Origin of the sequence: Pedobacter sp. MR2016-19 (genome assembly GCF_014947265.1) — a bacterium.
Classification (GTDB): Bacteria; Bacteroidota; Bacteroidia; order Sphingobacteriales; family Sphingobacteriaceae; genus Pedobacter.
In genome coordinates, this window is sequence record NZ_JADCNK010000004.1 from 95925 (window position 1) to 120348 (window position 24424).

At 37.5% G+C, this 24424-nt stretch carries 23 protein-coding genes; 10 read left to right on the forward strand and 13 right to left on the reverse strand.

Annotated elements, in window-relative coordinates:
• Entirely contained in the window at window positions 1-1092 is a 1092-nt protein-coding gene (locus IM793_RS07495) for a hypothetical protein (protein ID WP_193420421.1), read from the forward strand.
• Between the two features lie 39 nt (window positions 1093-1131).
• Here IM793_RS07495 and IM793_RS07500 read toward each other — a convergent pair whose 3' ends face one another.
• The 8 genes from IM793_RS07500 to IM793_RS07535 form a co-directional block, all read right to left on the reverse strand.
• Window positions 1132-1596 (reverse strand): 4'-phosphopantetheinyl transferase superfamily protein, encoded by a 465-nt coding sequence (locus IM793_RS07500; protein WP_193420422.1) that lies wholly within the window; start codon window positions 1594-1596, stop codon window positions 1132-1134.
• Window positions 1586-1846, reverse strand: coding sequence for an acyl carrier protein (locus tag IM793_RS07505; RefSeq protein WP_132398622.1), 261 nt, complete (start codon window positions 1844-1846; stop codon window positions 1586-1588). Before IM793_RS07505 ends, IM793_RS07500 begins: the two co-directional genes overlap by 11 nt.
• Window positions 1839-3116: a beta-ketoacyl synthase gene (locus IM793_RS07510; RefSeq protein ID WP_193420423.1), complete on the reverse strand. Its 1278-nt coding sequence runs from the start codon at window positions 3114-3116 to the stop codon at window positions 1839-1841. Before IM793_RS07510 ends, IM793_RS07505 begins: the two co-directional genes overlap by 8 nt.
• Window positions 3109-3555 (reverse strand): 3-hydroxyacyl-ACP dehydratase FabZ family protein, encoded by a 447-nt coding sequence (locus IM793_RS07515; protein WP_193420424.1) that lies wholly within the window; start codon window positions 3553-3555, stop codon window positions 3109-3111. Before IM793_RS07515 ends, IM793_RS07510 begins: the two co-directional genes overlap by 8 nt.
• A gap of 39 nt (window positions 3556-3594) precedes the next feature.
• Window positions 3595-4647 carry a type III polyketide synthase gene (locus IM793_RS07520; protein WP_193420425.1) on the reverse strand — a complete coding sequence of 351 codons (1053 nt, stop codon included), beginning with the start codon at window positions 4645-4647 and terminating at the stop codon, window positions 3595-3597.
• Complete coding sequence (locus IM793_RS07525; protein WP_193420426.1) at window positions 4644-5357, reverse strand: methyltransferase domain-containing protein; 714 nt, start codon at window positions 5355-5357, stop codon at window positions 4644-4646. Before IM793_RS07525 ends, IM793_RS07520 begins: the two co-directional genes overlap by 4 nt.
• A complete protein-coding gene (locus tag IM793_RS07530; RefSeq protein ID WP_193420427.1) occupies window positions 5358-6488 on the reverse strand; it encodes an NAD(P)/FAD-dependent oxidoreductase in 1131 nt (376 codons plus the stop codon).
• A 252-nt stretch (window positions 6489-6740) separates the two neighbouring features.
• Window positions 6741-7877: a sterol desaturase family protein gene (locus IM793_RS07535; RefSeq protein ID WP_193420428.1), complete on the reverse strand. Its 1137-nt coding sequence runs from the start codon at window positions 7875-7877 to the stop codon at window positions 6741-6743.
• Between the two features lie 205 nt (window positions 7878-8082).
• Between IM793_RS07535 and IM793_RS07540 the strand changes: the two genes are divergently transcribed.
• The 4 genes from IM793_RS07540 to IM793_RS07555 all read left to right on the forward strand — a co-directional run bounded on the left by IM793_RS07540 (window position 8083) and on the right by IM793_RS07555 (window position 13263).
• Complete coding sequence (locus tag IM793_RS07540; protein WP_193420429.1) at window positions 8083-9240, forward strand: carboxypeptidase-like regulatory domain-containing protein; 1158 nt, start codon at window positions 8083-8085, stop codon at window positions 9238-9240.
• Between the two features lie 166 nt (window positions 9241-9406).
• Window positions 9407-10468 carry a tetraacyldisaccharide 4'-kinase gene (gene lpxK / locus IM793_RS07545; RefSeq protein WP_193420430.1) on the forward strand — a complete coding sequence of 354 codons (1062 nt, stop codon included), beginning with the start codon at window positions 9407-9409 and terminating at the stop codon, window positions 10466-10468.
• A complete protein-coding gene (locus IM793_RS07550) occupies window positions 10440-11255 on the forward strand; it encodes a purine-nucleoside phosphorylase (RefSeq protein ID WP_193420431.1) in 816 nt (271 codons plus the stop codon). The genes lpxK and IM793_RS07550 overlap by 29 nt, the downstream gene beginning before the upstream one ends.
• A gap of 1 nt (window position 11256) precedes the next feature.
• A complete protein-coding gene (locus IM793_RS07555) occupies window positions 11257-13263 on the forward strand; it encodes a putative porin (protein WP_193420432.1) in 2007 nt (668 codons plus the stop codon).
• 68 nt (window positions 13264-13331) lie between these two features.
• Here the strand turns inward: IM793_RS07555 and IM793_RS07560 are convergent, their stop codons facing one another.
• Window positions 13332-14072, reverse strand: a complete 741-nt coding sequence (locus tag IM793_RS07560; protein WP_193420433.1) for a porin family protein — start codon at window positions 14070-14072, stop codon at window positions 13332-13334.
• Between the two features lie 282 nt (window positions 14073-14354).
• Window positions 14355-15536: an asparagine synthetase B gene (locus IM793_RS07565; RefSeq protein ID WP_227256187.1), complete on the reverse strand. Its 1182-nt coding sequence runs from the start codon at window positions 15534-15536 to the stop codon at window positions 14355-14357.
• Window positions 15537-15770: 234 nt separating this feature from the next.
• On the opposite strand from IM793_RS07565, the gene IM793_RS07570 reads away from it, so the two are divergent.
• The gene (locus IM793_RS07570) at window positions 15771-16232 is read left to right on the forward strand and encodes a peptidylprolyl isomerase (protein WP_193420434.1); all 462 of its coding nucleotides are present in this window, start codon (window positions 15771-15773) and stop codon (window positions 16230-16232) included.
• A 153-nt stretch (window positions 16233-16385) separates the two neighbouring features.
• Complete coding sequence (locus tag IM793_RS07575) at window positions 16386-16928, forward strand: DUF5606 domain-containing protein (protein WP_121284583.1); 543 nt, start codon at window positions 16386-16388, stop codon at window positions 16926-16928.
• 57 nt (window positions 16929-16985) lie between these two features.
• On the opposite strand, the gene IM793_RS24965 is transcribed toward IM793_RS07575, so the two are convergent.
• Window positions 16986-17114: a hypothetical protein gene (locus IM793_RS24965; protein ID WP_255511918.1), complete on the reverse strand. Its 129-nt coding sequence runs from the start codon at window positions 17112-17114 to the stop codon at window positions 16986-16988.
• An 84-nt stretch (window positions 17115-17198) separates the two neighbouring features.
• Entirely contained in the window at window positions 17199-17672 is a 474-nt protein-coding gene (gene rlmH, locus IM793_RS07580) for a 23S rRNA (pseudouridine(1915)-N(3))-methyltransferase RlmH (protein WP_193420435.1), read from the reverse strand.
• A 110-nt stretch (window positions 17673-17782) separates the two neighbouring features.
• Here rlmH and IM793_RS07585 point away from each other — a divergent pair, with 110 nt between their 5' ends.
• The 3 genes from IM793_RS07585 (at window position 17783) to IM793_RS07595 (ending at window position 21679) form a co-directional block, all read left to right on the forward strand.
• Entirely contained in the window at window positions 17783-19597 is a 1815-nt protein-coding gene (locus tag IM793_RS07585) for a DNA mismatch repair protein MutS (RefSeq protein WP_193420436.1), read from the forward strand.
• A gap of 253 nt (window positions 19598-19850) precedes the next feature.
• The gene (locus IM793_RS07590; protein ID WP_193420437.1) at window positions 19851-21188 is read left to right on the forward strand and encodes a GH1 family beta-glucosidase; all 1338 of its coding nucleotides are present in this window, start codon (window positions 19851-19853) and stop codon (window positions 21186-21188) included.
• A 53-nt stretch (window positions 21189-21241) separates the two neighbouring features.
• The gene (locus IM793_RS07595) at window positions 21242-21679 is read left to right on the forward strand and encodes a putative signal transducing protein (protein WP_193420438.1); all 438 of its coding nucleotides are present in this window, start codon (window positions 21242-21244) and stop codon (window positions 21677-21679) included.
• Window positions 21680-22055: 376 nt separating this feature from the next.
• Here IM793_RS07595 and IM793_RS07600 read toward each other — a convergent pair whose 3' ends face one another.
• Window positions 22056-24335, reverse strand: coding sequence for an aconitate hydratase (locus IM793_RS07600; RefSeq protein ID WP_193420439.1), 2280 nt, complete (start codon window positions 24333-24335; stop codon window positions 22056-22058).
• Window positions 24336-24424: the final 89 nt, after the last annotated feature.

The window sequence follows — 24424 nt, forward strand, 5'->3', positions numbered from 1 at the left end:
ATGTTTAAATATATATGTAACGCTAAAAATGCTTTTTTAGCGATTTTGTTTTTTTTATTCTCTTGGAATGTTGATGCACAGTCATTTTATCTTACAGGGCATGTTTTTGATGGTAAAGAACCTTTAATAGGTGCCTCAATAATAATTTCCGGCAAATATGTTGGCAATAGTGATGCATCTGGTTATTTTGAAGCCAATGCCAAATTGGGTGATACATTGAAGGTAACTTTTCCTTTTTATGAAGCTTCCACTGTTGTTTTAACTGATTCCCTTCAGAAAAATATCGTTTTAACAGCAAAGTCATTCCAATTAGATGATGTTCAAATAAGTTTTAACAAACGAAAAACAATTGATTCATTGTTGAACGTATCCTTTCTGCAATTAAATCCAAATGCTTTCAACGCGAAGGTTTTTTTGAGACAGTCTGTTGTTCGGAATAACGAAAAGGTTATCTTATTAAATGAAGGCTTATTAAACCTGAACTGTCCTGATTTAAAAGATCTTATTATCGCTGGTAGCAGTAAAAAAGTAAAATTAAATATTGATTACGCTTGTAATCAGATTAATTCAAATAGCCGTCCGAAGGTAACTTATGGAAGTAATCCTCAAATTAAATTGCGTTTGGGGTTATTGCCAAATCATTTCTATGAGCTCGTAAAGTCAAATATTACAGAAGAAAGTATTAAATCTGATAATATTAATACCGTTATTAATATTAAAGGAAATCTTTCTGCCAATGAAAAGCTTTTGGTTTCTTACCTATGGATTTTGGATAAAAAAACTAATTCATTAAAACAATCCCGGTATTACGAACAATATGTAAATAAAAAGCATTTTTTATTTTATGATTATTCTTATCTAAATAATGAACTCTTTTCTGGATCTATAAGTGCAAAACAAATAATTGGCAGAAATTCCTATTCAACAAATGATGAAATATTTGTATTCCGTCAAATAGGTGCAGATATAGATAAATGGAATTTTGATGTTAATAAATGTGGATTAGAAAAATACCTCGAACAAACTGGGAGTTGTGATGAATTGAGCGAATTTAAAATTAAGCATCAAATACCATTTCATAGGCTCTTTTAGTGTATCAGATCAGTCTTTTTAACCTTTAACACAAGCTTATTAATACACCAAAGCCAAATATTGTCCATGGTGACTCACACTGCCTGGTTTAGTGCGTTTATAATCATATGGATGATTTGGTAACTCGTAAATGGCTACTTTAATTTCTCCCAGTCTATTATAAACAGGCGCAGCAATGGTATGAATATATTGTAATTGTATATCACTTTTAGTGAAGTAAGTGTCGTTATCAATGCTTACCCTACCTTTTATCTCACTAACACTGGCATAAATAGTACAGTTTAAGCTTTTAGGAGCGAAATTCCTGATGCCTGTTTTACGGTTATGAATTTTGTAAGCCGATTCTTTCATGCTCCATAACAGCCAGACTATTTCATCAGGCCTTTCTGTTGAAGTAATCAATAACTGTTCTTCCGCTGTGAAAATTTTATTGAGGTAGTTTTTACGCCTCCAGTTACTTTGGATTTTAGCCAAATCCAAATCAACGATGTCGTTACCCAGCATTTGCTTCAAGCTTTTGGGCAATAATTTCGGTTGTGGCTTTTACATTGAGCATTTTAGCCATCGAATCATTGTCTATTTCGATGTTAAATTTCTCTTCAATATCCAGGACGATATCAACCAGGTTGGCCGAATTTATTTTCAAATCATTAATGAAATCGGTGTTTTCGTCAATATGTGCCAATGCTGATGCCTCTTCAGTGTAAGGTTCAACAATTGTTTTTAAGGCTTCAATGATCTCTTCTTTATTCATGGGTGTATTTTTTAAAAATAATGCAGGCATTAATATCGCCAAAACCAAAACTGGCTTTAGCTAAGATATTAAATGGTTTATGGATTAAGGTTTGCGGAATGCATTTCGCATCAATTAAAGCCGTAATTTCAGGGCTTAAGTCTTCGCAATTAATATTGGGAAATATAAAATCCTCTTTAAGTTCAAGTACCGAAGCGACACATTCGATACTCCCTGACGCTGCAATACAATGACCAATCATACTTTTCAAAGAATTGATGTATGGAAAATCATCAGCGGGTAATTGCAGGGCCGCTTTCCAGTTTTCTATTTCGAGCGCATCTTTAGTTGTTGCGGTAAGGTGGCCGTTAATCACGTCGATTTCATGGGCTTCAATACCTGCATTTTTTAATGCTGCCTGAATACATCGCTGTACAGCGGTAGGATTTGGTGCTGTCATAGAGCCTAAGCCCCGCTGACCACCAGAATTGATATGGCCACCAATTACCTCGCCATAAATTTTGGCTTTTCTAGCCATTGCACTTTCGAGCGATTCTAATACCAAAGCACCTGCACCGCTTCCGGGTACAAAGCCACTTGCTGTTGCACTCATTGGGCGGCTACCTTTTTCAGGATCGTTATTGTGCTTAAAAGTGCAAACTTTCATGGCATCAAACCCACCCCAAATATAAGGCCCGCTGTCGCTGGTACTCCCTGCTAACATTCTTGTAGCCTGCCCGGTTTTAATTCTTTCATAAGCCAGCAACAAACTTTCGACTCCTGTTGCGCAGGCAGATGAATTGGTGCTTACCTGATTGCCTAAGCCAAGTTTCCCACTGATAAAAGCACTTATACCGCTGGCCATGGTTTGTATTACGACTGAACTGCCCAGTTTTTTAATTTCAAGAGCATCTATCTTATTAATTGCCCATCTAAATTTGTCTATCCCGGAAGTGCCGGTTCCGAAAATGGTACCGCTATCCCAGTCGGGTTCGTCATTATTTTCGATGGCTAAGCCTGCATCTTTCCAGGCATCCAGGCCAGCAATAACACCATATATAATTCCTGTGCTGTTTAGGTTTCGTAATTCAAGTGGTGTAAAATATTGACTGATGCGCTCGTCGTTAAGTAATGGTTTGCCTGCTATCTGACAGGAGAAGTTTAAGGCTTCCAAATCGGGCTGATGACAGATCCCAGAGAGTCCTTTCTTTATGGCGTCAGAAAACTCAGCCAGGGTAGTGCCATTAGGTGCACATACGCCTAAGCCTGTAATTACAACTCTGTTATTCATTTTCTTTCGAAATTAACATGCCGGAAATATTTCCTTTGCAAACCATCTCGCCTGCTGCATTTTCCATTTTTAACTTGCAACTCAGTTTATTAAATCTGAAATATATTTTCTCGCTCGTTACCGTAACTTTTTCTCCCGGTGCAACTGGTTTTAAAAAATCGATTGCATTTGAGGTCATGGCAATGGCTATATTTTGATTAGTTTCAATGTTTTTTAGCAAGTAAATGCCCAGGCAAACCAATCCAATCTGTGCCATGGTTTCGGTAAGGATTACTGCGGGGGTAAGAGGACGGTTTTTAAAATGACCTTCGTAAAAAGGTAGATCCTTAGCATAAGTATAAGTTCCCTTCGCTCCATTTTCATCAATATGCAATAACTCATCAACAAAAAGAAAAGATTTACCGTAAGGCAGTTTATCTAATATTTCTTGTGGATTCATAAGTTGAATTATTGAATAATTAATTGAATTATTAAATGGTTACCATTGTAAAAGGATGCGTTGTGCCGAAAAGCCCGGGCCGAAGCTTAACATCAGTCCTTTTTCTCCAGGCTTTGGCTTTTTGTCCATAATCCGTTCTAAAACATAGAGCACTGTTACGCTGCTCATGTTTCCATAAAGCCTTAAAACTTCTTTTGTTTCATCTATGTTTTTACCAAGTTGTCCAAATAATTCTTCAACAATCTGGATAATCTTTTTTCCTCCCGGATGGAAGATCAAATGGTCTATATCATTAATTTCGAACCCGTTTTTTGCCAAAAATGGATGGATGATATTGGGGAAATGATTGGCAATAGTTTCAGGAACGGCCACATCCAGTATCATTTGCAGTCCGGTATTGGTGAGTTTAAATCCCATCATCTCTTCAGCCTCATAAAAATGGTACATTTCTTCAGCCAAAAGCTCTGGTCCGCTATCATCTTCATTCGAACTTAACAGTACACAGGCAGCACCATCGCCAAATATTGCTGCACTTACAATGTTGGCCATCGTAAAATCGTTTAATTGAAAGGTTGCCGTTGGCGATTCTACTGCAATAACTGCTGCCCGTTTGCCTGGATTAGCTTTCAGAAAATTCTTAGCGTAAATCATACCTGATACACCTGCTGCACAACCCATTTCGGTAACGGGCAGGCGCACGATATCTTGGCGAAGCTTAAGTAAGTTGATTAAATAAGCATCTAAAGAAGGGATCATGATTCCGGTACAGCTTACCGTAATAATGTAATCTAAATCCTGCGCTTTCCAACCAGCTTTTTCGAGTGCAGTTTCCAAACATTTAGCACCCAGCTTTATCCCTTCTCTTACATAAATGTTGTTTCGCTCCTCAAAACTTAAATCACTAAAAACCTCTTCGGGCGACATGATTGAGTATCTTTTATCTACTGCTGCGCTTTCAAAAATCTTTTTTACTTTTCGGATAAAACGATCATCCTGATCTTTTAGCCAAATATCCAGAAACGGCAAAATTTCATCGGTTGACCTCCAAAACTCGGGCAAGGCTTTACTTACTGCTTTTACGGTTACGCTCATATTGTTTTAATTATCCATTGGTAGCGGAAAGCCCATTTCCATTTTATTGAACTCGATTTTAGCTTTAATTGTTTGCTGTATTTAAGCAAATCTGCCCTTTTAAACCCACGCAGAATGGACACTAAACCATCTTCTCTCGACATATTATTTAAACGGAAAACATAACACAAAGCTTTAAACAGGTAATAGGCTACTGCACTTCTTTGCAGGTCGTTTATCACAATACCCATTGTTGCCGATCGTTTAAAATTGTTTAGCAAATCAATAATTTCTTCATCTTTAAAATGATGTAGCGTTAATGTGCAGAGCATAATGTCGCAGGGTTCATCTTTATTTAAATCCTCAAAAATATCGCTGCAGGCATAGGTGATATTCGGGTAGTTTGCAGATAAACTTTGTGCATGATTTATGGTGAATTTATTGGCATCTATCCCTTTTAAAATAAAATGTAAACCTTGTTTTTTCGCATAATCGGCCAGGGTCCGTAACATATCTCCATTTCCACAACCGATATCGGTAATACGTATAATCTGATCAAATGGTTTGCCCTTGATTAAAGTTTTAACTCCATCGAGCGTAACTTTATTACCACCAAGGAGTTGGTTAATGCTGGCTATTTTGTCTAATGCATCGCGCAATATTTCACCTTCCATGGCGAAATCATCCATAATCTCTGGTGCGGTGCTTCTAAATGTGGTATCTACTGGCATTTATGGTGAAATTGTAATGGGTTTGCCATGTGTTTTTTTAATTATTTTATGGAGCAGAAAGGGCATTTTAGTCAATGCACTCATGGCTAAACTTTCGAATTTATTGTTTCTCAGCAAGGAAGATAACATTCTTCCCGTTTTTAAGCGGCTTTTAAATTCCCTGTTCCAGCCGGCGGTATAACTTTCTTCGAGTGCTGTGCGGGAATTAATTTGCCCCTTGATTCTTTGATGCAAAAGTTCTGAAACTATTTTGGCACTGTGAATGGCCATGGCCATGCCGTTCCCACAAAGTGGATGAATCAAACCTGCAGTATCACCAATCATTAAAATATGGTTATTTACAGGTTCTTTAGCTTCAAAAGAAATCTGACTAATGGTTAACGGAACATCGAATAAATCTGAAGCATTTTCAAAAATAGCCTTCAGATAGCTGTTTTTATAGAGTACGTTTTCCTGAAAGGCAAGCAGGTTTTTATGCTTTTTAAAACTTTCGTAATTGGTCAGATAACAGATATTCAACCGGTCATTTTCAACCTTTGAAACGCCGCAATAGCCACCTTCGAAATTATGCAGGCTAACCACGTTATTCGGGAAATCGGCTTTGTAATGTGCTTTAACTGCCAGATATGGCGATTGTTTATTAATGAAACTCCGGTTTAGCTTAATATCAATAGCCGATCGTTTTCCATAAGCCCCAATAACATAAGCAGCAACAAAAGTATTGTTAGCAGTTGATACTGTAAATTGATTATTGGTAAACTTTATTTCTACAACGCGATCATGAACGATGTTTACTTTTCTCCTGATGAGTTCGGTATACAAATAATGATCGATGGTATATCTGCTTAAACCAAAACCGCCGAGCGGTAATTTTGTTTGTATGCTTTTACCAAGGTTTGAGGTGAAAAGCAGGTCGCTGATGAGTGCAGGGGCAAGGTTTTCGATATCCAGGCCGAGCCATTCAAAGTAGGGTAGTACCTCGTTCGAAATATATTCGCCGCAAACTTTATGGTGAGGATAGGTATCTTTCTCAATCAGTATAACATTTAAACCCATCTTATTCAGGTGAAGTGCGGCTGTTAAACCTGCCAATCCACCACCAATAATTAAAATTTCTGTTTCGGCCTGCATAAAATGAGATGGAACGCTAATATAACGTTTTAAATACTGGTTTGTTCCATTTAAGCATCTTTAAACACAGAGGCCACGGAGAGAAAAATACAGAGGCGCTGAGTTGTGTGTACTAGGTGCTGTCAGACGTTACTATCTGACAGTTTCGTTTGCGCTCGTTTTCAAACGAGCGCAGAAATAGTCATACGATTCCATCGTTTAAAACTATGAGATATTCAACACTCGTTAGAAACGAGCGTTAGCTCAATCTATTTATCTATCGCTTCTTTCTTCCATATTCAAATCGGTATCAAACGGACTTTTGGTAAAAGGGTAAATAGATTGTTTAACAAAACCTTTAGGATAAGAGGCTTCATGTACACCTGTTCCGGCTGGCCATTCTTTGCCTGGTAAATGATAGGTGCCGAATATCATATCAATAAAGGGGAATATTGAAGCGAAATTGTGTCCATAATATCTAGGGTCTTCGCAATGGTGCCAATGGTGATATTGAGGGGTAGTAAATATATATTTTAATGGGCCAAAGTTAATTCTGGTATTGGCATGGATGAGTACTGCATGTATGGCAATAAATATAATGTATACGTTGAAAACGGTGGATGAAAAGCCCAACACATAAAGCGGAATGAAAGTCATAGCCCTGGTAAAAAAGATGTCGATAAAATGGGTACGGCTTCCAGCCAGCCAATCCATATTTTGTGTAGAATGGTGTATGGAGTGGAAACGCCATAAAGCTACCCTTGTATGGAAGAAACGATGTGCCCAATACTGAAACAAATCGGTACTGAAAAAAGCCAAAAATAAAGCTACTATAAATGGGAGGCCCTGCACCCAGCTATGCAATTTATCTAATCCCATCCAGCCAAAAAATAATACGGCAGGCTTTTGCGTAATGATACCGAAAAACTGGATGAACAAATGGCTGATGACAAAATAGGTTAAATCGGTACGCCATTCTTCGTGGAATTTGGTTTGCCCGTTGTTTTTTGGAAAGAATAATTCTAATGGAACAAAAATGGCCACCATTAAAAGAAGATCCAAAATCATCCAATCTAAGCCAAAATGCCAGCTCGATTTGGCAACATCTCTACCTTCTACGCTTAAAGCACCCAGTATTACTGCCAGGGCGCCAAGCACAAAGCCTGGCCAGGCCCATTTTAGCTTTTTGCTGAGGATTAAGCTTAGCAATGAAAAGAAGAAACAGGCTATAACACCACCAAGCATTAAAACTTCCATGCTGTTTTTCGTATAAATTTCGCGGAATTCTGGCGTGGTTAATTTCTCGGGATAATGAAAACAGAGAATGCCCAATAAGGCCAATACGGCTAAAAAAATAGAGATATATCCACTGATCTGGCCTTGGCCCACTACTAATCTTTTCGGTGACATTAAAATATGTTTTGATAGATAACAATGATAATAATAAAAAATAAAATATAGTCGAATAATTTTGTTAGTTAATAATGGCTCATTATTTAATGGTTAACTGACTTCAAAAGTCCTACTTAATCCGTTATATTTTTGTTATTTAAAGAGATTGATTATTTTACACCTGAAATAACCAAATTTTAGCTAAATAAAGCCTCAACCAACTATGTCTTATCGCTCAAAAATCTTATTATCAATCATAATAGGCTGCTTTTTCATTTTCCCGTGCGCCTGGGCACAACAGCTTATTAAAGGACAAGTGCTTAACGAAGCCAATAAAGGTATCGCATCCGTGTCGATTTATAATAAGCAGAAATTAATTGCCCTGAGCGATCCTGAAGGAAACTTCAGCTTTAAAATAGATTCCTTAAATAAAGGTCAATCGCTTTCCTTCAGTTCGGTGGGGTACGAAAGCCATTCAGTTAAAGTTGATGAGCGTAGTGGTACAAGTGATCTCATGGTTAAGCTAAAAGACAAATACATTAAATTGGACGATGTGCAAATTTATGCTGCCAATTTTGCTTCTGCCTTAATTAAAAATGCGGTCGCGCACCTTGCGGATACCGGTGTGGTGAGCGAAAAATTGTTGTGCAGGCAGTATATGCTAAAAGATGGCAAATATTATAGTTATGCTGAGGGATTATTCAACCTCCATACCGATGAATATAAAAACGATATCAGGTTACAGCTTGAGGAACTAAGAAGGCTTAAGGAGCTCAAAAAAACTGGAGGGGTGAAGATTAATTACGCTGTTGATTTAAGAATTGAACTCAAATCTTATTTTGTAAGTAATCTCAACGATAATATGCTCAGCGATGATAATGATTACGAAATTGAAGGACAGGTTGAATATGAAGGGGCAAAATGTTATAAGATCTCTTTTATAAGGTCAAGAAATGCATTGTACAAAAGCAAGAATGGATGGGTTTATATCACAGTAGATAAACACCTGATTAAAGGAATGGAAAGCAATATCGCTACGATAAACAAGAGTATGATCTGGATAAACAGGCAAAACTATACCATTGATAATGGTTTGTCGAAGTTATCTTCTACGTATTTAAAGTGTAATGTAGTGGCCGGATTATTTTCGGAAGGAGAACCTTCGGCAGAGATGGAACTGATTTTTCTGGAAAATATTGATCCGGAACTAAAAAACAGCAACAACTATTCTACCCTAAAACTTAGACAGGATTTTTATCAATATCCTAAAAAGAATGATGCCGGATTTTGGGCAACACTTTATCAAAAGCATAACTTAACGATTCCGAAGGTAATTGTCGAAACCTATAAATCGGATAAGGATATTTTGGAACAATTTTAAATTCATCGGTTCATTGTTTAAATCGATTAATTGACTTCGGACTATCGACTTCGGACTAAATCATCTTCCTGCAAACCATTTCCCTAACGCTGTGGTTGCTTTATTGGGCATCAGACCAGGTTATACCTTTCTTTTTTAAATAATCAGTATTTTTGAAACCACGAATATGCTACTTAACTATCTACGCCTTTTACTGCTTCCTTTTTCGATCATTTATGGAATGGCTATTATGCTCCGTAAAAAACTTTACGACTGGGGATTGATGCGTACTATAAAGTTTGATCTGCCGGTAATCTGTGTAGGCAATTTGGCCGTTGGCGGATCGGGCAAAACACCAACAACAGAATATTTGGTGAGGTTGCTGGCCGATTATAAAATAGCTATACTGAGCAGAGGTTATGGTCGTAAAACGAAAGGTTTTATAATTGCCGATGGCGCTGCAACTGCCGAAACGATAGGGGATGAACCTTTACAATACCATCAAAAATTTGCAGCTGTTACCGTTGCCGTTTGCGAAGACCGTGTGAAAGGGATTAAGCAGTTGAAGGACAATCATGATTTAATTATCCTTGATGATGCCTTTCAGCACCGCGCAGTAAATGCCGGATTTAATATTTTGCTTTTCGAGTTTAGAAAGTTGGGTACTTTACAGTTTTTATTGCCTGCAGGAAATTTAAGGGATGTTTTCTCCTCACGCAAAAGGGCCGATGTATTATTGGTCACAAAATCGCCGGTTCCGTTGTTACATGTTGCGCAGCAGGCCTCAATAAATGAACTGCAGCCAAATAGCAATCAACCAGTATTACATTCTTATTTAAAATATGGCGATCTTATCCATTTATACCATAACGAAAGCCGCACACTTGAGTCAGTTAGGGATTTTGAAATTTTTCTGCTCACCGGAATTGCAAATCCGGATCCTTTGATAGAAGAGCTTGAAAAATATGCTGAAACCATTAAACACGAAGAATTTCCTGATCATTATGCTTTTAAAAGTGATGATATTAAGAAGTTTAAATCAGTTTTTATGGACAGTACTAAAAAAGATAAAATCATTATCACAACAGAAAAGGATAGCAAGCGTTTAAGAGCTACCGGATTTGAAGATTTACTGCTAGATTTACCTGTATATTATTTACCCATTGAGGTTGAATTATTTGAAGAAGATAAGATTACCTTTGACGAACTCATTTTAAATTATGTTAAGAGCAATAGAAGAAACCGTTGAATATATAAAACGTAAAACAGAGAACTTTAAACCTGAGATAGGCATTATTTTAGGTACTGGTTTGGGTGGCCTGGTAAAAGAAATCGAAATCGAGCATCAACTGATGTATTCTAATATCCCAAATTTTCCAATTTCTACTTTAGAGTTCCACAGTGGGAAACTAATTTTTGGAACGTTGAACGGGAAGAAGATTATCGCCATGCAGGGGCGCTTACATTATTACGAAGGTTATAGCATGCAACAAATCACGTTTCCGGTTAGGGTGATGAAGGGTTTGGGTATCGAAAACTTAATTGTATCTAATGCTGCGGGCTCATTAAATCCTGAGTTTAAAAAGGGCGATTTAATGATTATTGACGATCATATTAATCTGCAGTCAGATAACCCATTGCGTGGCTTAATTGAGAGCGAACTAGGACCACGTTTCCCAGACATGAGCCAGCCTTATAAACGCGATATCATAGCCAAAGCGCTGGAGATCGCTAAAGATGTTGATATTAAGTGCCATAAAGGGGTATACGTTGCCGTTTCCGGACCGAATTTAGAAACCAAAGCCGAGTACAAATACCTGCGTTTAATCGGCGCTGATGCAGTGGGCATGAGTACCGTGCCTGAAGTTATTGTGGCCAACCATGCTGGTTTACCTGTTTTTGCCATCTCCGTATTAACGGATGAAGGTTTTCCGGAAGACTTGCAACCTTTTAATTTAGATGAAATTTTAGAGGCAGCGGCTAAGGCAGAGCCTAAAATGACTGAGATTTTAACCCGCTTAATTTCTGAACTATAAGATGCATAAAGTCGTTAAAATCTGTTTTTTTCTGTTCCTGCTGTTAGGCATCAACAAAGTATTTGCACAAGATTTAAAGACGAGTGTTGGTACCAATAAGGAGCTCGATTCTGTTCGGAAAAAATTAGATTCGGGAAAGGACTCAGTTGTTTTTACCGCAAAATATATCCGGTTTACAAAGTTATCACTAAGTAAAGATAGCATTGTACTGCTGCCCTTAGATACCTCCACAACAAATATTCAGAATTATAGTCCGCTTTTACAACCCCTGCACCCAACCATTAGCAATGGTAATATGGGCCTGGCAGCGAGGCCTTTATTGTACGAGCCGAGTAAGAGAATTGGATTTGATGCAGGGTTTCACTCGCTTGATTATTATGCCTTAACGCCTGAAGATATCATTTACTATCAGGCCAGAACCCCATTTACCAGTTTATATTTTGTGAGTGCAGGTCAAAAGGAACAGCTTTTTAGAGCTATTCATACGCAGAATATTAAAAAAAACTGGAACGTTGGGGTTAATTTTAACCGTGGCGATTCGAAAGGTTTTTATGCCAGACAGCGCGGTGATAATCTGAATGTTGCCATATTTTCCTGGTACCAATCGCCAAGCAAACGTTATAATATGTGGGCATCGGCAATTTTTAACACCATGCGGGCCTACGAGAATGGTTCTACAGTAGCTACAGGTTTGTTCGATCCGGGCTATTCTAAAATTGACAGAGAGGCGGAGCCCATAAATTTATCAGATTCAAGGAATTTATATCGTAAAAACACCATTTTCTTAAAGCAAACCTATTATGTAGGCAGGATAGATACTTCTTCGAACATTAACAATGCGGTTTTACCAACCAATAAGGTTTCGTATATATTTGAATATAACAACGACAGTTATGATTTTTACAAAAATGGAACTGATGTTAATAATGTGCTGCCTCCCGGGATTGCGAGTACAGTATTTACCAATGATTCGACCCACGTAAAACATATTAAAAATGAATTTATTTATAGTTTTTTCTTAAGACCCAAAAATAGTTCGGTTATTAAAAATGAATTGAAGGTTGATGCAGGCATAAGGCACGATTATTACAAACATGAATATCTTGGCATAAAACAAGATGGAACCAGTTACGAACACAGTAGATTTGCTTATCAGAACATTACCATTTTAGGTGCAGCAGGCTATCGGTTCTCTAATAATATCGATTTCAATTTAGATGTACAGCAAATTTTGCAAGGTGAAAATGCCGGCGATTATTTATACGAGGCAAAAAGTAAAATTCTTTTAGGTAAAACCATAGGAAGAATTGAATTGGGTGCCTATGCACAAAACCAAACGCCGGCGGCTATTTTTAATTACTATCATGGCAATCATTACCAATGGACAAACAGTGATTTTAAGAATACTAAAATTGCCAATTTATCATTCAACTATATTAATGATAAGTATGGTTTTACTGCAGGAGCCAACTATTACTTAACCAGTAACTATGTTTATTTTGCTGCTGATCAAACCAATAATACAACTGCTATTTTACCAAAACAAGCTACAGCTGATATTAGCTTATTTAGGCTTGATGTATCGAAGAAAACCAGGTTTGGTAAGTTTGTAATGGAAAACTACATTGCTTATCAAAAAACAGATAAAAATGCAGTATTAAGAACACCGGAACTTTATACTTATAACAGTATATATTTTAATAATACGTTTTTCAAAGTATTAAAGGCTAATGTGGGATTTGATGTGAGGTATAATTCAGAATATGCAAATTACTTATATTCACCAGCAACGGCTCAATTTTATATTGATGAGCGCAATCCAACAAATCTAATCTCAAGACCAGTAATTGATGTCTTTTTTAAGGCAAATTTAAAGAGAGCTAATATTTTTGTGAAATATGATTTTATAAATCAGGGTTTATTTCAACCAGGTTACTACACTGTAAACAGGTACCCTATGCAAGATGCCTTATTAAAATTTGGGGTAAGCTGGAATTTTTACGACTAAAGAATCAAGCATAAAAAAGCCTCCCTGATTTAATAATCAGGGAGGCTTTTGTTTTTAAGGACTTTCGCTTAGAACGAATAACCAACTGAGAAACCTAATACGCGGTTAGTCAATTTATTCGCGTTAGCTTGTCTGTCTTTAGGAGTCAAATCAGTTAAACCTAAACCATAATTAGCACCCACTAAAAATCCTGAATTTGTACGGTAAGCTAAACCAAAGTTTGCACCAAATTCTGTGCTGTTGTAGCTTTTATCGCTTGCACTACCAAATGATAAGTCTCTATCATTAGAGGTGGTAGCAGTTGAGCTTGTGTTGTTGCTGTTGTTAACCGTAGTAATGGTATTTTGTCCTTTGTCTTTACCTGAAATATTAAAGCCAATATAAGGACCAGCACTGATCTGAACCGCACCGGCATCGCCAGTAGGAATTCTGAATACCGCATTAACCGGAACTTCAATGGCCATTAAATTTGTTTTAACAGATGATGTAGTTGTAATGGTACTATTACCAATTGTTGATGAACTTGTTGATTCAAACTTATTACCTTTGTTCTGTAACGACACTCCTGGTTGGATAAAGAAATTGTTTCCTACACCAAAATCACCAAATGCGGTCACATTAAAACCAACATTGTTTTTTGCATTATCGTTAAAAGCATTGGCTACGTTATCATCTCCACCTGCATGGAACTTTGAGAGGTTAACACCAGCTTTAATTCCAAAACGTGAAGTCTCACCTGTCATTGTCGATTGTGCGAAAGCACCTGTTGCTAATAAAATGATCGATGCGCTTAATAGTAACTTTTTCATGATATTTTTCTTTTATAAAAATCTTGTTTAAAATTTTCAGGTTTTATCCTGCTTGTTAATTGTCCCTGCTAATCCAAAAGCTGTGCCAAAGTATCAAACGTGTTACAGTTTGTTAGCTAAAATATTGGTTACCAGTATGATTCTCTTAAAGATTAAGTGTGGTTATGATCTGGCTCAAAAATGGTATAAGGCGCCATTTAGTGTATACATAACAGGAATATAGCGGAGACTTAACAATTTTTTAAACTCAAAAGGAAATGCAAGGAGTTAAATTCTGATTGTTTATGTTTTTTGAGGTTTCTTTTTTGCCGCCGGGAAAAGTACATTGTTTAAAATTAAACGGTAACCCGGAGAATTAGGATGCAGATTTAAATCTGTTGGTGGATCGCCTACAGCGTGCTGATAATCTTCCGGATCGTGTCCGCCGTAAAAAGTAAACTGGCCTTTGCCAATTTCCCCATGTAAATACCTCACCTCTGCCGCGCCTTTATTTTCACCTAAAACAGTTACACTCGTTTTTACTAAGCTTTTTTTAAATGCTGTGGTTTGCCCCATAAAACCTTTAATTACCTTATCATGATCCTGGGTAAGCATGGTTGGAACAAGATCCCACTTGGCAGAAAAATCGAATAAAGTAAAATAATCATTGGTTTGGTTCAGTGTACGGGTTTGGGTAACATCTATATCCGAAAACTCATAGTTCATCGGGTTGTTGTCTAACTTAAAATTCTGGAAAGCCAGTGTTTTGTTAAAATCCAGTTTACCTTGTGCATTCGGATCTGCGGCATCGCCATCAAACATCTGGGCACAAATGTCCACCCCTTCGGCGGCAAGGGCAATATCGAAACTGTCAGTACCAGAGCACATGGCAAACAAAAAACCTCCACCAGCACAATACTCCTTAATATGTTTGGCAACGGCTAGTTTCATTTCAGAAACTTTTTTATAGCCCATGCGTTTAGCTAGAGTTTCCTGGTTTTTCACATCTTCCTGGTACCATGTTGCATACCTGAAATTGGCCCAGAAACGCCCGTACTGCCCGGTAAAATCTTCGTGGTGTAAGTGTAGCCAATCGTATTTGCTCAATTTGTCCTGAAGGATATCGTCATCATAAATTACATCATATGGAATTTCGGCGTAAGTTAAAACGAGTGTAACCGCATCATCCCAGGGTAATTTGCTTTTTGGCGAGTAAACTGCAATTTTTGGTGTTTTTTCCAGTTTAACCATTTCCATATTCACAGCAGGATCGCTGATTTCATTTAAAAGATTGGTTACCTTTCCATCGGCCATTACTTCATATGATACCCCGCGGATTTTAAGCTCATCTTCAACTGTTTTATTGTATTTAATTAAAAAGCTTCCTCCACGATAGTTTAAGAGCCAGTCAACCTCCACTTGTTTGCTGATGGTCCAATAAGCAATACCATATGCTTTAAGATGGTTTTTTTGGTCTTCATCCATATAAATTAACAGAGAAGAAGCCCTTAGTCCAAGGGAGCAAAGCAGGCAGATGAGCAGGATATAATATTTCTTTATCAAATCAGTATGCTTAAAACACTAAATTACCGCATTTAAACTGTATAGAAAAATTTAATGATGTTATAAGTTATACAATTTTGTTATTTTTGCCCTCTACTAAAAAAATATGAAAGTTTTTTAGGGGAAGAAAAATTTAAAATTAGTACCGATATTGATATGAGTAAAGCAATAATAAAAACAGACAAAGGCGATATGACCGTAGAATTCTACGAAAATGATGCGCCAAAAGCCGTTGCAAACTTTAAAAAACTAGCTAAAGAAGGTTTTTATGATGGTGTAACTTTTCACCGTGTAATACCTAACTTTATGGTTCAGGGCGGATGTCCAAATTCAAAAGATCCGGCTAAAGCACATTTGGCAGGTACTGGTGGCCCGGGTTATAAAATTGATTGTGAATTGGACGGAGAAAATCAATACCACGATCGTGGCGTTTTATCTATGGCCCATGCTGGCCGTAATACTGGTGGTTCTCAATTTTTTATCTGCCATAGCAGAACAAATACCGCTCATTTAGACCGTAACCATACTTGTTTTGGTAAAGTAGTTGAGAATGTAGACCTTGTTGATGATATCCGTCAGGGCGATAAGATTGTAAATATTGAAGTTTTAGAAGATTAAAAATAGATACTAGATTTGAGACATTAGATTTGAGACTTGACTTCTCTGATTGGTGCTCCTATCTTATTTAATAATTGAACGAGGGTTTTAGTTATTTGATTTGAGTGATCTCTCATATCTGATATCTCAAATCTCATATCTCAAAAAGAAAATATGAATTTAAGAGGAATTGTTGCCGTATCTGGCAGACCAGGTTTATTTAAACTGGTTGGACAAAATAAAGTAGGTTACATTTTAGAGGGCTTAGATGCTCAAAAAACTAAAGTTGTAGCCAACATCACCAACACAAAATTAGCTTCATTAGAAGATATTACCGTGTATGGTGAAGATGAAGAAATTAAACTGGCTGATATTTTTGCTAAAATCTCTGCTAAAGGATCTACTCCTGATTTGAAAGGCGATTTACGCGCTTATTTTCTTGAAGTAGCTCCAGGTCATGATCAGGAGAAAGTTTATGCTTCTGATATGAAGAAAATCATTACCTGGTATAACTTATTAAAAGATTTGCCTTTGTTTACCGAAGAAACTCCGGAAACTCCGGGTACACCAGCAGAAGTTAAATTATCAGAAGAAAAAGCAGCTTCAGATAAAAAATTAAAAGCTACAGGATCTAAAGCTTCGGCAAGTGCTAAAGCGACTACTAAAACTTCAGCTCCAGCTAAAAAAGCAAGTATGACCAGTAAAAAAGGCGTTTAAGCTTTATTTAATTATTATAGAGAACACCAGGCTATACGTCTGGTGTTTTTTTATGGTTTAATCTAAGAAATACCAAAGCAAAGCTACAATCACTAAAGAGGCAATAATGCTGATCCATAAGTATTTATTGTTGCGGTTTTGATCGCTTTTATACCTGTATTCCCGTTTATATTTATCTAATATCATAACTTCTTTTATTTAATGATGATTTTAATTCCGCTTTTCCATATCTCATTCACCTAGTTCATCTTTCCTCAAACATTTACATCTCTAAGCGTGATGATAAGGTTCTCCTTTTAAAATGCTAAATCCGCGGTAAAGCTGCTCTGCAAAAAACAATCTGATCATTTGATGAGAAAAGGTCATATCAGATAAAGAAATTAAACCATTTGCTCTTTTGTAAATGGTTTCATCAAATCCGTATGGACCGCCAATGATAAAAATTAAATGTTGTACACTGCCCACCATCTGTTTATTCAGGTAATTTGAAAATTCTACAGATGAATATTTTTTCCCTTTCTCATCCAACAAAATAACAACATCGCCATTATTAATTTGTTTGTGTAGGAGTTCTGCCTCCTTTGCTTTTTGTTGTGCCTCACTCAGATTTTTAACATTTTTTACATCAGGTATGGCCAAAAAACTAAAATTAATATAATGTTTCAGGCGGTTGATGTATTTATCAATTCCTTCTATTAGATATTTATCTTCTGTTTTGCCAATGGCGATCAGGGTAATCTTCATTTAATATTTTGCCTATCTTTAGAATTTCGAGATTCAAACTTAGAGAAATTGTAACAAAAAAGACAATCTATCTATCTGATAACTTCGAAAACATATACTGAATAAAAATTATGCTAAAACAACAACAAGAAATAATTGCTGGTTACCAGGATAAAATAAAAGAGGTTACTACAGATATAGATCAAACAAAAAAACTAATCGATCAACTTTCCTTCCTTCGCATAGGTTTGTTTTTGGCCGAAATTTTATTTTTCATTTTGTTGGTTCGCTCGGCAGACGACAGCCTGCGGACATTAATCCAAATTTGTTTGTTACTGCCGGTAATTGCTTTCGTCTTTATTGTGCGCAGACAAAGCCAGCTCGACCGCGATATCGATTATAAAAAACAACTTTTATGGGTTTATCAGAATGAGTGGAACATATTGGATGGTGCCGCTAACGGATACGACCATGGTAAGGCATTCGAATCAGAGCTACATCCTTACACTTCTGATCTTGATATTTTTGGTACTGCATCACTGTTTGCCCTCATTAACCGCTGTAGTACCAAAAGCGGGAATAATATTCTGGCTAAAAATTTCGCAGAAAAATCGACGAGAGATAAGATATTACACCGCCAGGAAGCCATAAAAGAAATAAAAGATAAGATAACAGAAACGTATAGCTTTAGGGCTAATCTGCATGGTTACGATCCCGATAAAATAGAGCAGATTAAAATACAGCTTAAACACCAGTTGGGTGCTCAACTTGAATTTGTTAAGGGCAGTTTTTTGAGGTTGTACGTCAAGCTGGTACCATATATTTCGGTTGGGTTAATTTTAGCGGCAATTCTTATTAGCAGTGCTTTTTGGAAAGTATTGGCGCTTTTATTTGTAATCCATACAGGATGGAACGTTTTATTAGGCTCAAAAATTAATAAGGTTTTTTATACGTTTGGCGGAAGTTCGAATCTGTTAAATGGTTACGCCAGTGCTATTTTATGGACGGAGAATCAAAGCTGGAAAAGTTCGTATATTTTGAGTTTACTAGACTCAAAAATCCCGGTAAGCAAAGAAATTAAAGGGCTATCTAAAATTATCCAGAATTTTGATGCCAGGCTGAATATCCTTGTTGGAGGTATATTAAATGCCCTTTTACTTTGGGATCTAAAATGCTGCATCAGTTTAGATCGTTGGTATAAATCTTCATCAAAGGATGTGATTTCGGCCCTTGACCATTTAGGCGATTTTGAAGAACTGATCTCATTAGCGACAACTGCCTATAATCAGCCAGATTGGGTTTTTCCGGTAGTTTCCGGTCAGTTTGCATTAACCACTAAATATATTGGCCATCCGCTTATTAACGACCAAGTAAGGGTAAACAATGATTTTCATTTGGAGGCAAAACCAACCGTTGATATTGTAACGGGCTCTAACATGGCGGGCAAAAGTACTTTTTTACGTACTTTGGGTATCAATATGGTATTGGCTTATGCCGGTGCGCCTGTATGTGCAAAAACGATGCAATTATCTGTTTTTTCAATCAATACCTATATGCGGATTAAAGATTCGCTGAACGAAAGTACCTCTACCTTTAAGGCAGAGCTCAACCGTTTGAAGATGATTCTGGATAATGTTGTAAAGGATAAAGATACTTTTGTATTGATTGATGAAATGTTGAGGGGTACCAACAGCCGGGATAAATATTTAGGATCAAAAGTTTTTATACAAAAGCTGATTGCCGAAAAAACTCCTGCACTTTTTGCCACCCACGATTTGCAATTAGCAGATCTGATTGTTGATTACCCCGACACCGTTCGTAATTTTCATTTCGATATCCAGATTACGGAGGGAGAAATGAGATTTGATTATTTGCTAAAATACGGACCGTGCAAAACTTTTAATGCAGCTATTTTGCTGAAAGAGATTGGTTTGACTTTGGATTGATAGTTAGTGATATGTAAGTGGTGTTAGATGTTACCATCCTACACTGTAAAGAAATGTCGATTGTTTGTTCAATTTCATTAATCCGTAATTGGTGAATTAATATTTGGTTGTTTTTAAGATTTTAAGTTGTTTAATACTATCGAGGGTAGAAGCTTTGTTTTCTTTTTAAAATGACAAAATCTTAAAATTAAAATTTAGCGCTTAATGATTTGTTAATATTAAACTCGCAACTTATGGCAAATAATGGATAACAATGGTTAAGGCAAGCGATTTTGGTCAGGATTTTTTGTGGGGGGTAGCTACTGCAGCGGCGCAGATAGAGGGTACAGCAACCCAGTACGGTAAAGGCCCTTCCATTTGGGATACTTTTACGGCGAAAAACGGCAAAATAAAGAAGAGCCACAAATTAGATCCTGCCTGCGATTTTTATCATCGATATGCCGAAGATGTAGCTTTAGTAAAATTACTAGGCTTTAAAGTTTTTAGGTTTTCTATTGCCTGGTCCAGGATTTTGCCTGGCGGAAGGGGAGAAATAAATCAGGAAGGTATCCGTTTTTACCACAATCTTATAGACGAATGTTTAACACATGGAATTACCCCATACGTTACGCTTTATCATTGGGATTTACCACAGGCACTGGAAGATGAGGGTGGCTGGACAAGCTTTAGCATCAATGCCGCCTTTAATGCCTTTGTGAGCATCTGTGCGTTAGAATACGGAGATAAAGTAAAAAACTGGATTGTGTTGAACGAGCCTTTTGGTTATACATCATTAGGGTATATGCTTGGTATTCATGCTCCCGGTAAAACAGGTTTAAGCAATTTTTTCCCTGCAGTATTACATACGGCTTTGGCACAGGCAGAAGGAGGTAAAATTTTACGTGCAGAAATTAACAGGGCCAATATTGGAACTACTTTTTCCTGTTCGGAAATTATCCCTAATACACAAAGTGATAGCGATATCCTCACCGCTAAACGTGTAGACTGCCTGATGAACCGTTTGTTTATAGAACCTACACTAGGCATGGGCTTTCCCACAGCAGATTGGGATGTATTGGAGAAATTTCAGATCGAATATGGTACCTGGCGACTGCAGGAAAGGATGAAATTTGATTTTGATTTTATTGGTCTTCAGAATTACTTTCCTTTGGTAGTTAAGTATAATGCCTTTATTCCGGTAATCCAGGCCTGGGAAGTAAAGGCCAAAAGCCGGAAAAAGCCGCATACTACGATGGGCTGGGAGATTAATGCCGATAGCTTTTATAATATTGTAAAACAGTTTGCAGCTTATCCCAATGTCAAAAATATTATGATTACTGAAAACGGTGCAGCCTATCACGATAAATTGACAGATAAAAGGGTAGAAGATCCGGAACGGATCGAATATTTTAAACTTTACCTCAGTGCTTTACTAAAACTCAAAAATGAAGGGATAAATGTTACCGGTTATATGGCCTGGACACTCATGGATAATTTTGAATGGGCCGAGGGTTTTACAGCAAGGTTTGGACTGGTCTATAATGATTTTAAAACTCAGGAACGTACCATTAAAGATTCGGGCTATTGGTGGAAAGAATTTCTGAAAAGTTAGTTAATCGTTTACTGTTTTCACGTTCATAATTAAACAAATTCTTATGTTTGGATATGAATGATAGAACAGTAGTGTACAGCACCTATTATAATCCAATGGAGGCCAATATTATTAAAGCTAAATTGGAAGATAGCGGGTTTGCCTGTTACCTGGCGGATGAAAATTTTGCAACATTAAATCCACTTTACAATCAAGCTATTGGCGGTGTTAAACTTATTGTTTTTGAAAGAGATATAGAGGCCATCAATGCTTTACTGGCTGAAGACAATAGTTTGGCTTTTGAATCATCAGATGAAATTACTGATGAAGAAGAATCAGAAGAAGGTAAAACAGTTTGTGAGAAATGTGGATCTACTAATGTGGGCTATGGGATGGCTACGAATAAAAAATATAGTATCTGGGCAACTATACTTGCTTTCTTAACGCTTACCACTCCAGTTAAAGCCAATAAGTGCTATCATTGTTACGATTGTGGTCATGAGTTTAAGTAGATTGATTTTGCATTTTTTTGAAGCGCAAGGTCAGAGGCAGCTATTAAGGCTTGTTCCCGTGCTTCGCTGTATCCTTACGCTGCGCTTCAGGGATGCCGCTGCGCCCGGGGCTAAAAGGTTCTTTACTGCATTAAGGTGAAATTCCGCTCACAATTGTCATCCTGAGCATAGTGGAAAGACTTTTAAAACGATTTTATGGGATTTAGAATGAAATCTATCTTGATAGATCTCTCCGTTTCGTTGCACTTCAGTCGAGATGACGACTCTTTATTAGAAAATGCATTTTCGCTATAAAAAATCCCGTTCTGAATTAACAAAACGGGATTGATATTGTTTTCATCCAGACCTCGGACTTCCGACTCTGGACTTCGGACTATTAAAGCGCTGCCTTAGCCGCTGCTTCAGCCCTGATGATATTTAATGCACCACCAGCCTTAAACCATTCAATTTGTTGGTCGTTATAACTGTGGTTAACAGGGAATTCATCTTGAGTGCCATCAGCATGATGTAGTACTAATGTTAATGGTTTATCTGGAGCAAATTCTGTTAAGCCTAAGATATCAATGGTATCATCTTCTAAAATTTTGTCGTAATCATCTTTATCTGCAAAGGTTAAACCTAACATACCTTGTTTCTTCAGGTTGGTTTCGTGGATACGGGCAAAAGATTTTACCAATACCGCGCGAACGCCCAGGTGGCGTGGTTCCATGGCTGCATGTTCACGAGATGAACCTTCGCCGTAGTTTTCGTCGCCTACTACAATTGAACCTAAACCAGCAGCTTTATAATCGCGTTGCGTAGCCGGAACAGGGCCATATTCGCCAGTTAATTCGTTTTTAACGTTATCTGTTTTATCATTAAAGTAGTTAACTGCACCAATCAACATGTTGTTAGAGATGTTATCCAGGTGGCCACGGAATTTTAACCATGGGCCAGCCATTGAGATATGATCTGTTGTACATTTACCTTTTGCTTTGATTAAAAGTTTTAGACCTTTTAAGTCGGTGCCTTCCCAAGGGGTAAACGGATCTAACAATTGTAAACGGTGTGAAGTTGGAGAAACCAAAACCTGAACGGATGAACCATCAGCTGCTGGTGCCTGGTAACCTGCATCTTCAACAGCGAAACCTTTTGTTGGCAATTCAAAACCGGTAGGCGGGTCTAATTTAACCTGTTCGCCTTTATCGTTTGTTAAAGTATCCGTTAATGGGTTAAATCCTAAATTACCCGAAATGGCAATTGCAGCAACCATTTCTGGTGAAGCCACAAAAGCGAAAGTATTAGGGTTGCCATCAGCACGTTTAGCAAAGTTTCTGTTAAACGAGTGTACAATGGTGTTTTTTTCTGCTTTCTCTGCACCTGTACGATCCCACATACCGATACATGGTCCGCAGGCGTTGGTAAAGATCGTTGCATCTAAATCTTCGAAAGTTTTTAAGAAACCATCACGATCTGCCGTGTAACGTACCTGTTCAGATCCTGGGTTAATACCGAAAGCCGATTTGGTTACCAAACCTTTTTCAATAGCCTGGTTGGCAATAGACGCTGCCCTTGATAAATCTTCGTATGAAGAGTTGGTACAAGAACCAATTAAGCCCCACTCAACTTTTAACGGCCATCCGTTTTTCTCTGCCTCAACTTTCATCTGCGAAACCGGAGTAGCTAAATCTGGTGTAAAAGGACCGTTTAAGTAAGGCTCTAAAGTATCTAAATCGATCTCAATAACCTGATCGAAATAATTTTCAGGATCAGCATATACTTCAGCATCACCGGTTAGGTAAGCCGCAATTTTGTTTGCTTCGTCAGCAACTTCATTTCTGCCGGTAGCACGTAAGTAACGCTCCATGCTTTTATCATAACCGAAAGTAGAAGTGGTTGCCCCAATTTCGGCACCCATATTACAAATGGTACCTTTACCCGTACAGCTCATTGAAGTGGCACCATCGCCAAAATATTCTACAATAGCACCAGTACCACCTTTTACAGTCAGAATACCTGCCACTTTAAGGATTACATCTTTGGCTGCGGTCCAGCCATTTAATTTACCTGTTAGTTTTACACCGATTAACTTAGGGAATTTAAGCTCCCAGGGCAAACCTGCCATTACATCACAGGCATCAGCACCACCAACACCAATCGCAACCATACCCAAACCACCAGCATTTACTGTGTGCGAGTCGGTACCAATCATCATTCCACCCGGGAAAGCATAGTTCTCTAAAACTACCTGGTGGATAATACCAGCCCCTGGTTTCCAGAAACCAATACCGTATTTATTGGATACAGAAGATAAGAAATCAAAAACTTCGGCACTTTCTGTTTTGGCATGTGGTAAATCTATAGCAGCGCCTTCTTTAGCCGTAATCAGGTGATCGCAGTGAACTGTTGAAGGAACGGCAACCTGTGGACGGCCTGCCTGCATAAACTGCAATAAGGCCATTTGCGCCGTAGCATCCTGCATCGCTACGCGGTCTGGTGCAAAGTCTACGTAATCAGAACCACGCTTAAACGCCTTTTTAGGATCTCCATCCCAAAGGTGTGCATACAATATTTTTTCAGATAATGTTAAAGGTCTGCCAACAACTTTACGCGCAGCCTCTACGCGGCTACCAAAGTTTGCATACACCTTTTTAATCATGTCTATATCAAAAGCCATACTTTAATTTTTTATAATTATTGTCTATAAGGTACTATCTAAATTAAACAATTTTAAATAGATTTATTTTTGAGATTTGTCATAATATC

Bases quoted from the DNA above. Each gene is read 5' to 3' on its own strand.
- IM793_RS07570 (WP_193420434.1), top strand. From the start codon at position 15,771: ATGAGTAAAGCAATAATAAAAACAGACAAAGGCGATATGACCGTAGAA.
- IM793_RS07555 (WP_193420432.1), top strand. From the start codon at position 11,257: ATGCATAAAGTCGTTAAAATCTGTTTTTTTCTGTTCCTGCTGTTAGGC.
- IM793_RS07560 (WP_193420433.1), bottom strand. From the start codon at position 14,072: ATGAAAAAGTTACTATTAAGCGCATCGATCATTTTATTAGCAACAGGT.
- IM793_RS07530 (WP_193420427.1), bottom strand. From the start codon at position 6,488: ATGCAGGCCGAAACAGAAATTTTAATTATTGGTGGTGGATTGGCAGGT.
- IM793_RS07550 (WP_193420431.1), top strand. From the start codon at position 10,440: ATGTTAAGAGCAATAGAAGAAACCGTTGAATATATAAAACGTAAAACA.
- IM793_RS07500 (WP_193420422.1), bottom strand. From the start codon at position 1,596: ATGCTGGGTAACGACATCGTTGATTTGGATTTGGCTAAAATCCAAAGT.
- IM793_RS07525 (WP_193420426.1), bottom strand. From the start codon at position 5,357: ATGCCAGTAGATACCACATTTAGAAGCACCGCACCAGAGATTATGGAT.
- IM793_RS07540 (WP_193420429.1), top strand. From the start codon at position 8,083: ATGTCTTATCGCTCAAAAATCTTATTATCAATCATAATAGGCTGCTTT.
- IM793_RS07600 (WP_193420439.1), bottom strand. From the start codon at position 24,335: ATGGCTTTTGATATAGACATGATTAAAAAGGTGTATGCAAACTTTGGT.
- IM793_RS07495 (WP_193420421.1), top strand. From the start codon at position 1: ATGTTTAAATATATATGTAACGCTAAAAATGCTTTTTTAGCGATTTTG.
- IM793_RS07585 (WP_193420436.1), top strand. From the start codon at position 17,783: ATGCTAAAACAACAACAAGAAATAATTGCTGGTTACCAGGATAAAATA.
- IM793_RS07590 (WP_193420437.1), top strand. From the start codon at position 19,851: ATGGTTAAGGCAAGCGATTTTGGTCAGGATTTTTTGTGGGGGGTAGCT.
- IM793_RS07520 (WP_193420425.1), bottom strand. From the start codon at position 4,647: ATGAGCGTAACCGTAAAAGCAGTAAGTAAAGCCTTGCCCGAGTTTTGG.
- IM793_RS07515 (WP_193420424.1), bottom strand. From the start codon at position 3,555: ATGAATCCACAAGAAATATTAGATAAACTGCCTTACGGTAAATCTTTT.
- IM793_RS24965 (WP_255511918.1), bottom strand. From the start codon at position 17,114: ATGATATTAGATAAATATAAACGGGAATACAGGTATAAAAGCGATCAA.
- IM793_RS07510 (WP_193420423.1), bottom strand. From the start codon at position 3,116: ATGAATAACAGAGTTGTAATTACAGGCTTAGGCGTATGTGCACCTAAT.
- IM793_RS07575 (WP_121284583.1), top strand. From the start codon at position 16,386: ATGAATTTAAGAGGAATTGTTGCCGTATCTGGCAGACCAGGTTTATTT.
- rlmH (WP_193420435.1), bottom strand. From the start codon at position 17,672: ATGAAGATTACCCTGATCGCCATTGGCAAAACAGAAGATAAATATCTA.
- lpxK (WP_193420430.1), top strand. From the start codon at position 9,407: ATGCTACTTAACTATCTACGCCTTTTACTGCTTCCTTTTTCGATCATT.
- IM793_RS07565 (WP_227256187.1), bottom strand. From the start codon at position 15,536: ATGGATGAAGACCAAAAAAACCATCTTAAAGCATATGGTATTGCTTAT.
- IM793_RS07505 (WP_132398622.1), bottom strand. From the start codon at position 1,846: ATGAATAAAGAAGAGATCATTGAAGCCTTAAAAACAATTGTTGAACCT.
- IM793_RS07595 (WP_193420438.1), top strand. From the start codon at position 21,242: ATGAATGATAGAACAGTAGTGTACAGCACCTATTATAATCCAATGGAG.
- IM793_RS07535 (WP_193420428.1), bottom strand. From the start codon at position 7,877: ATGTCACCGAAAAGATTAGTAGTGGGCCAAGGCCAGATCAGTGGATAT.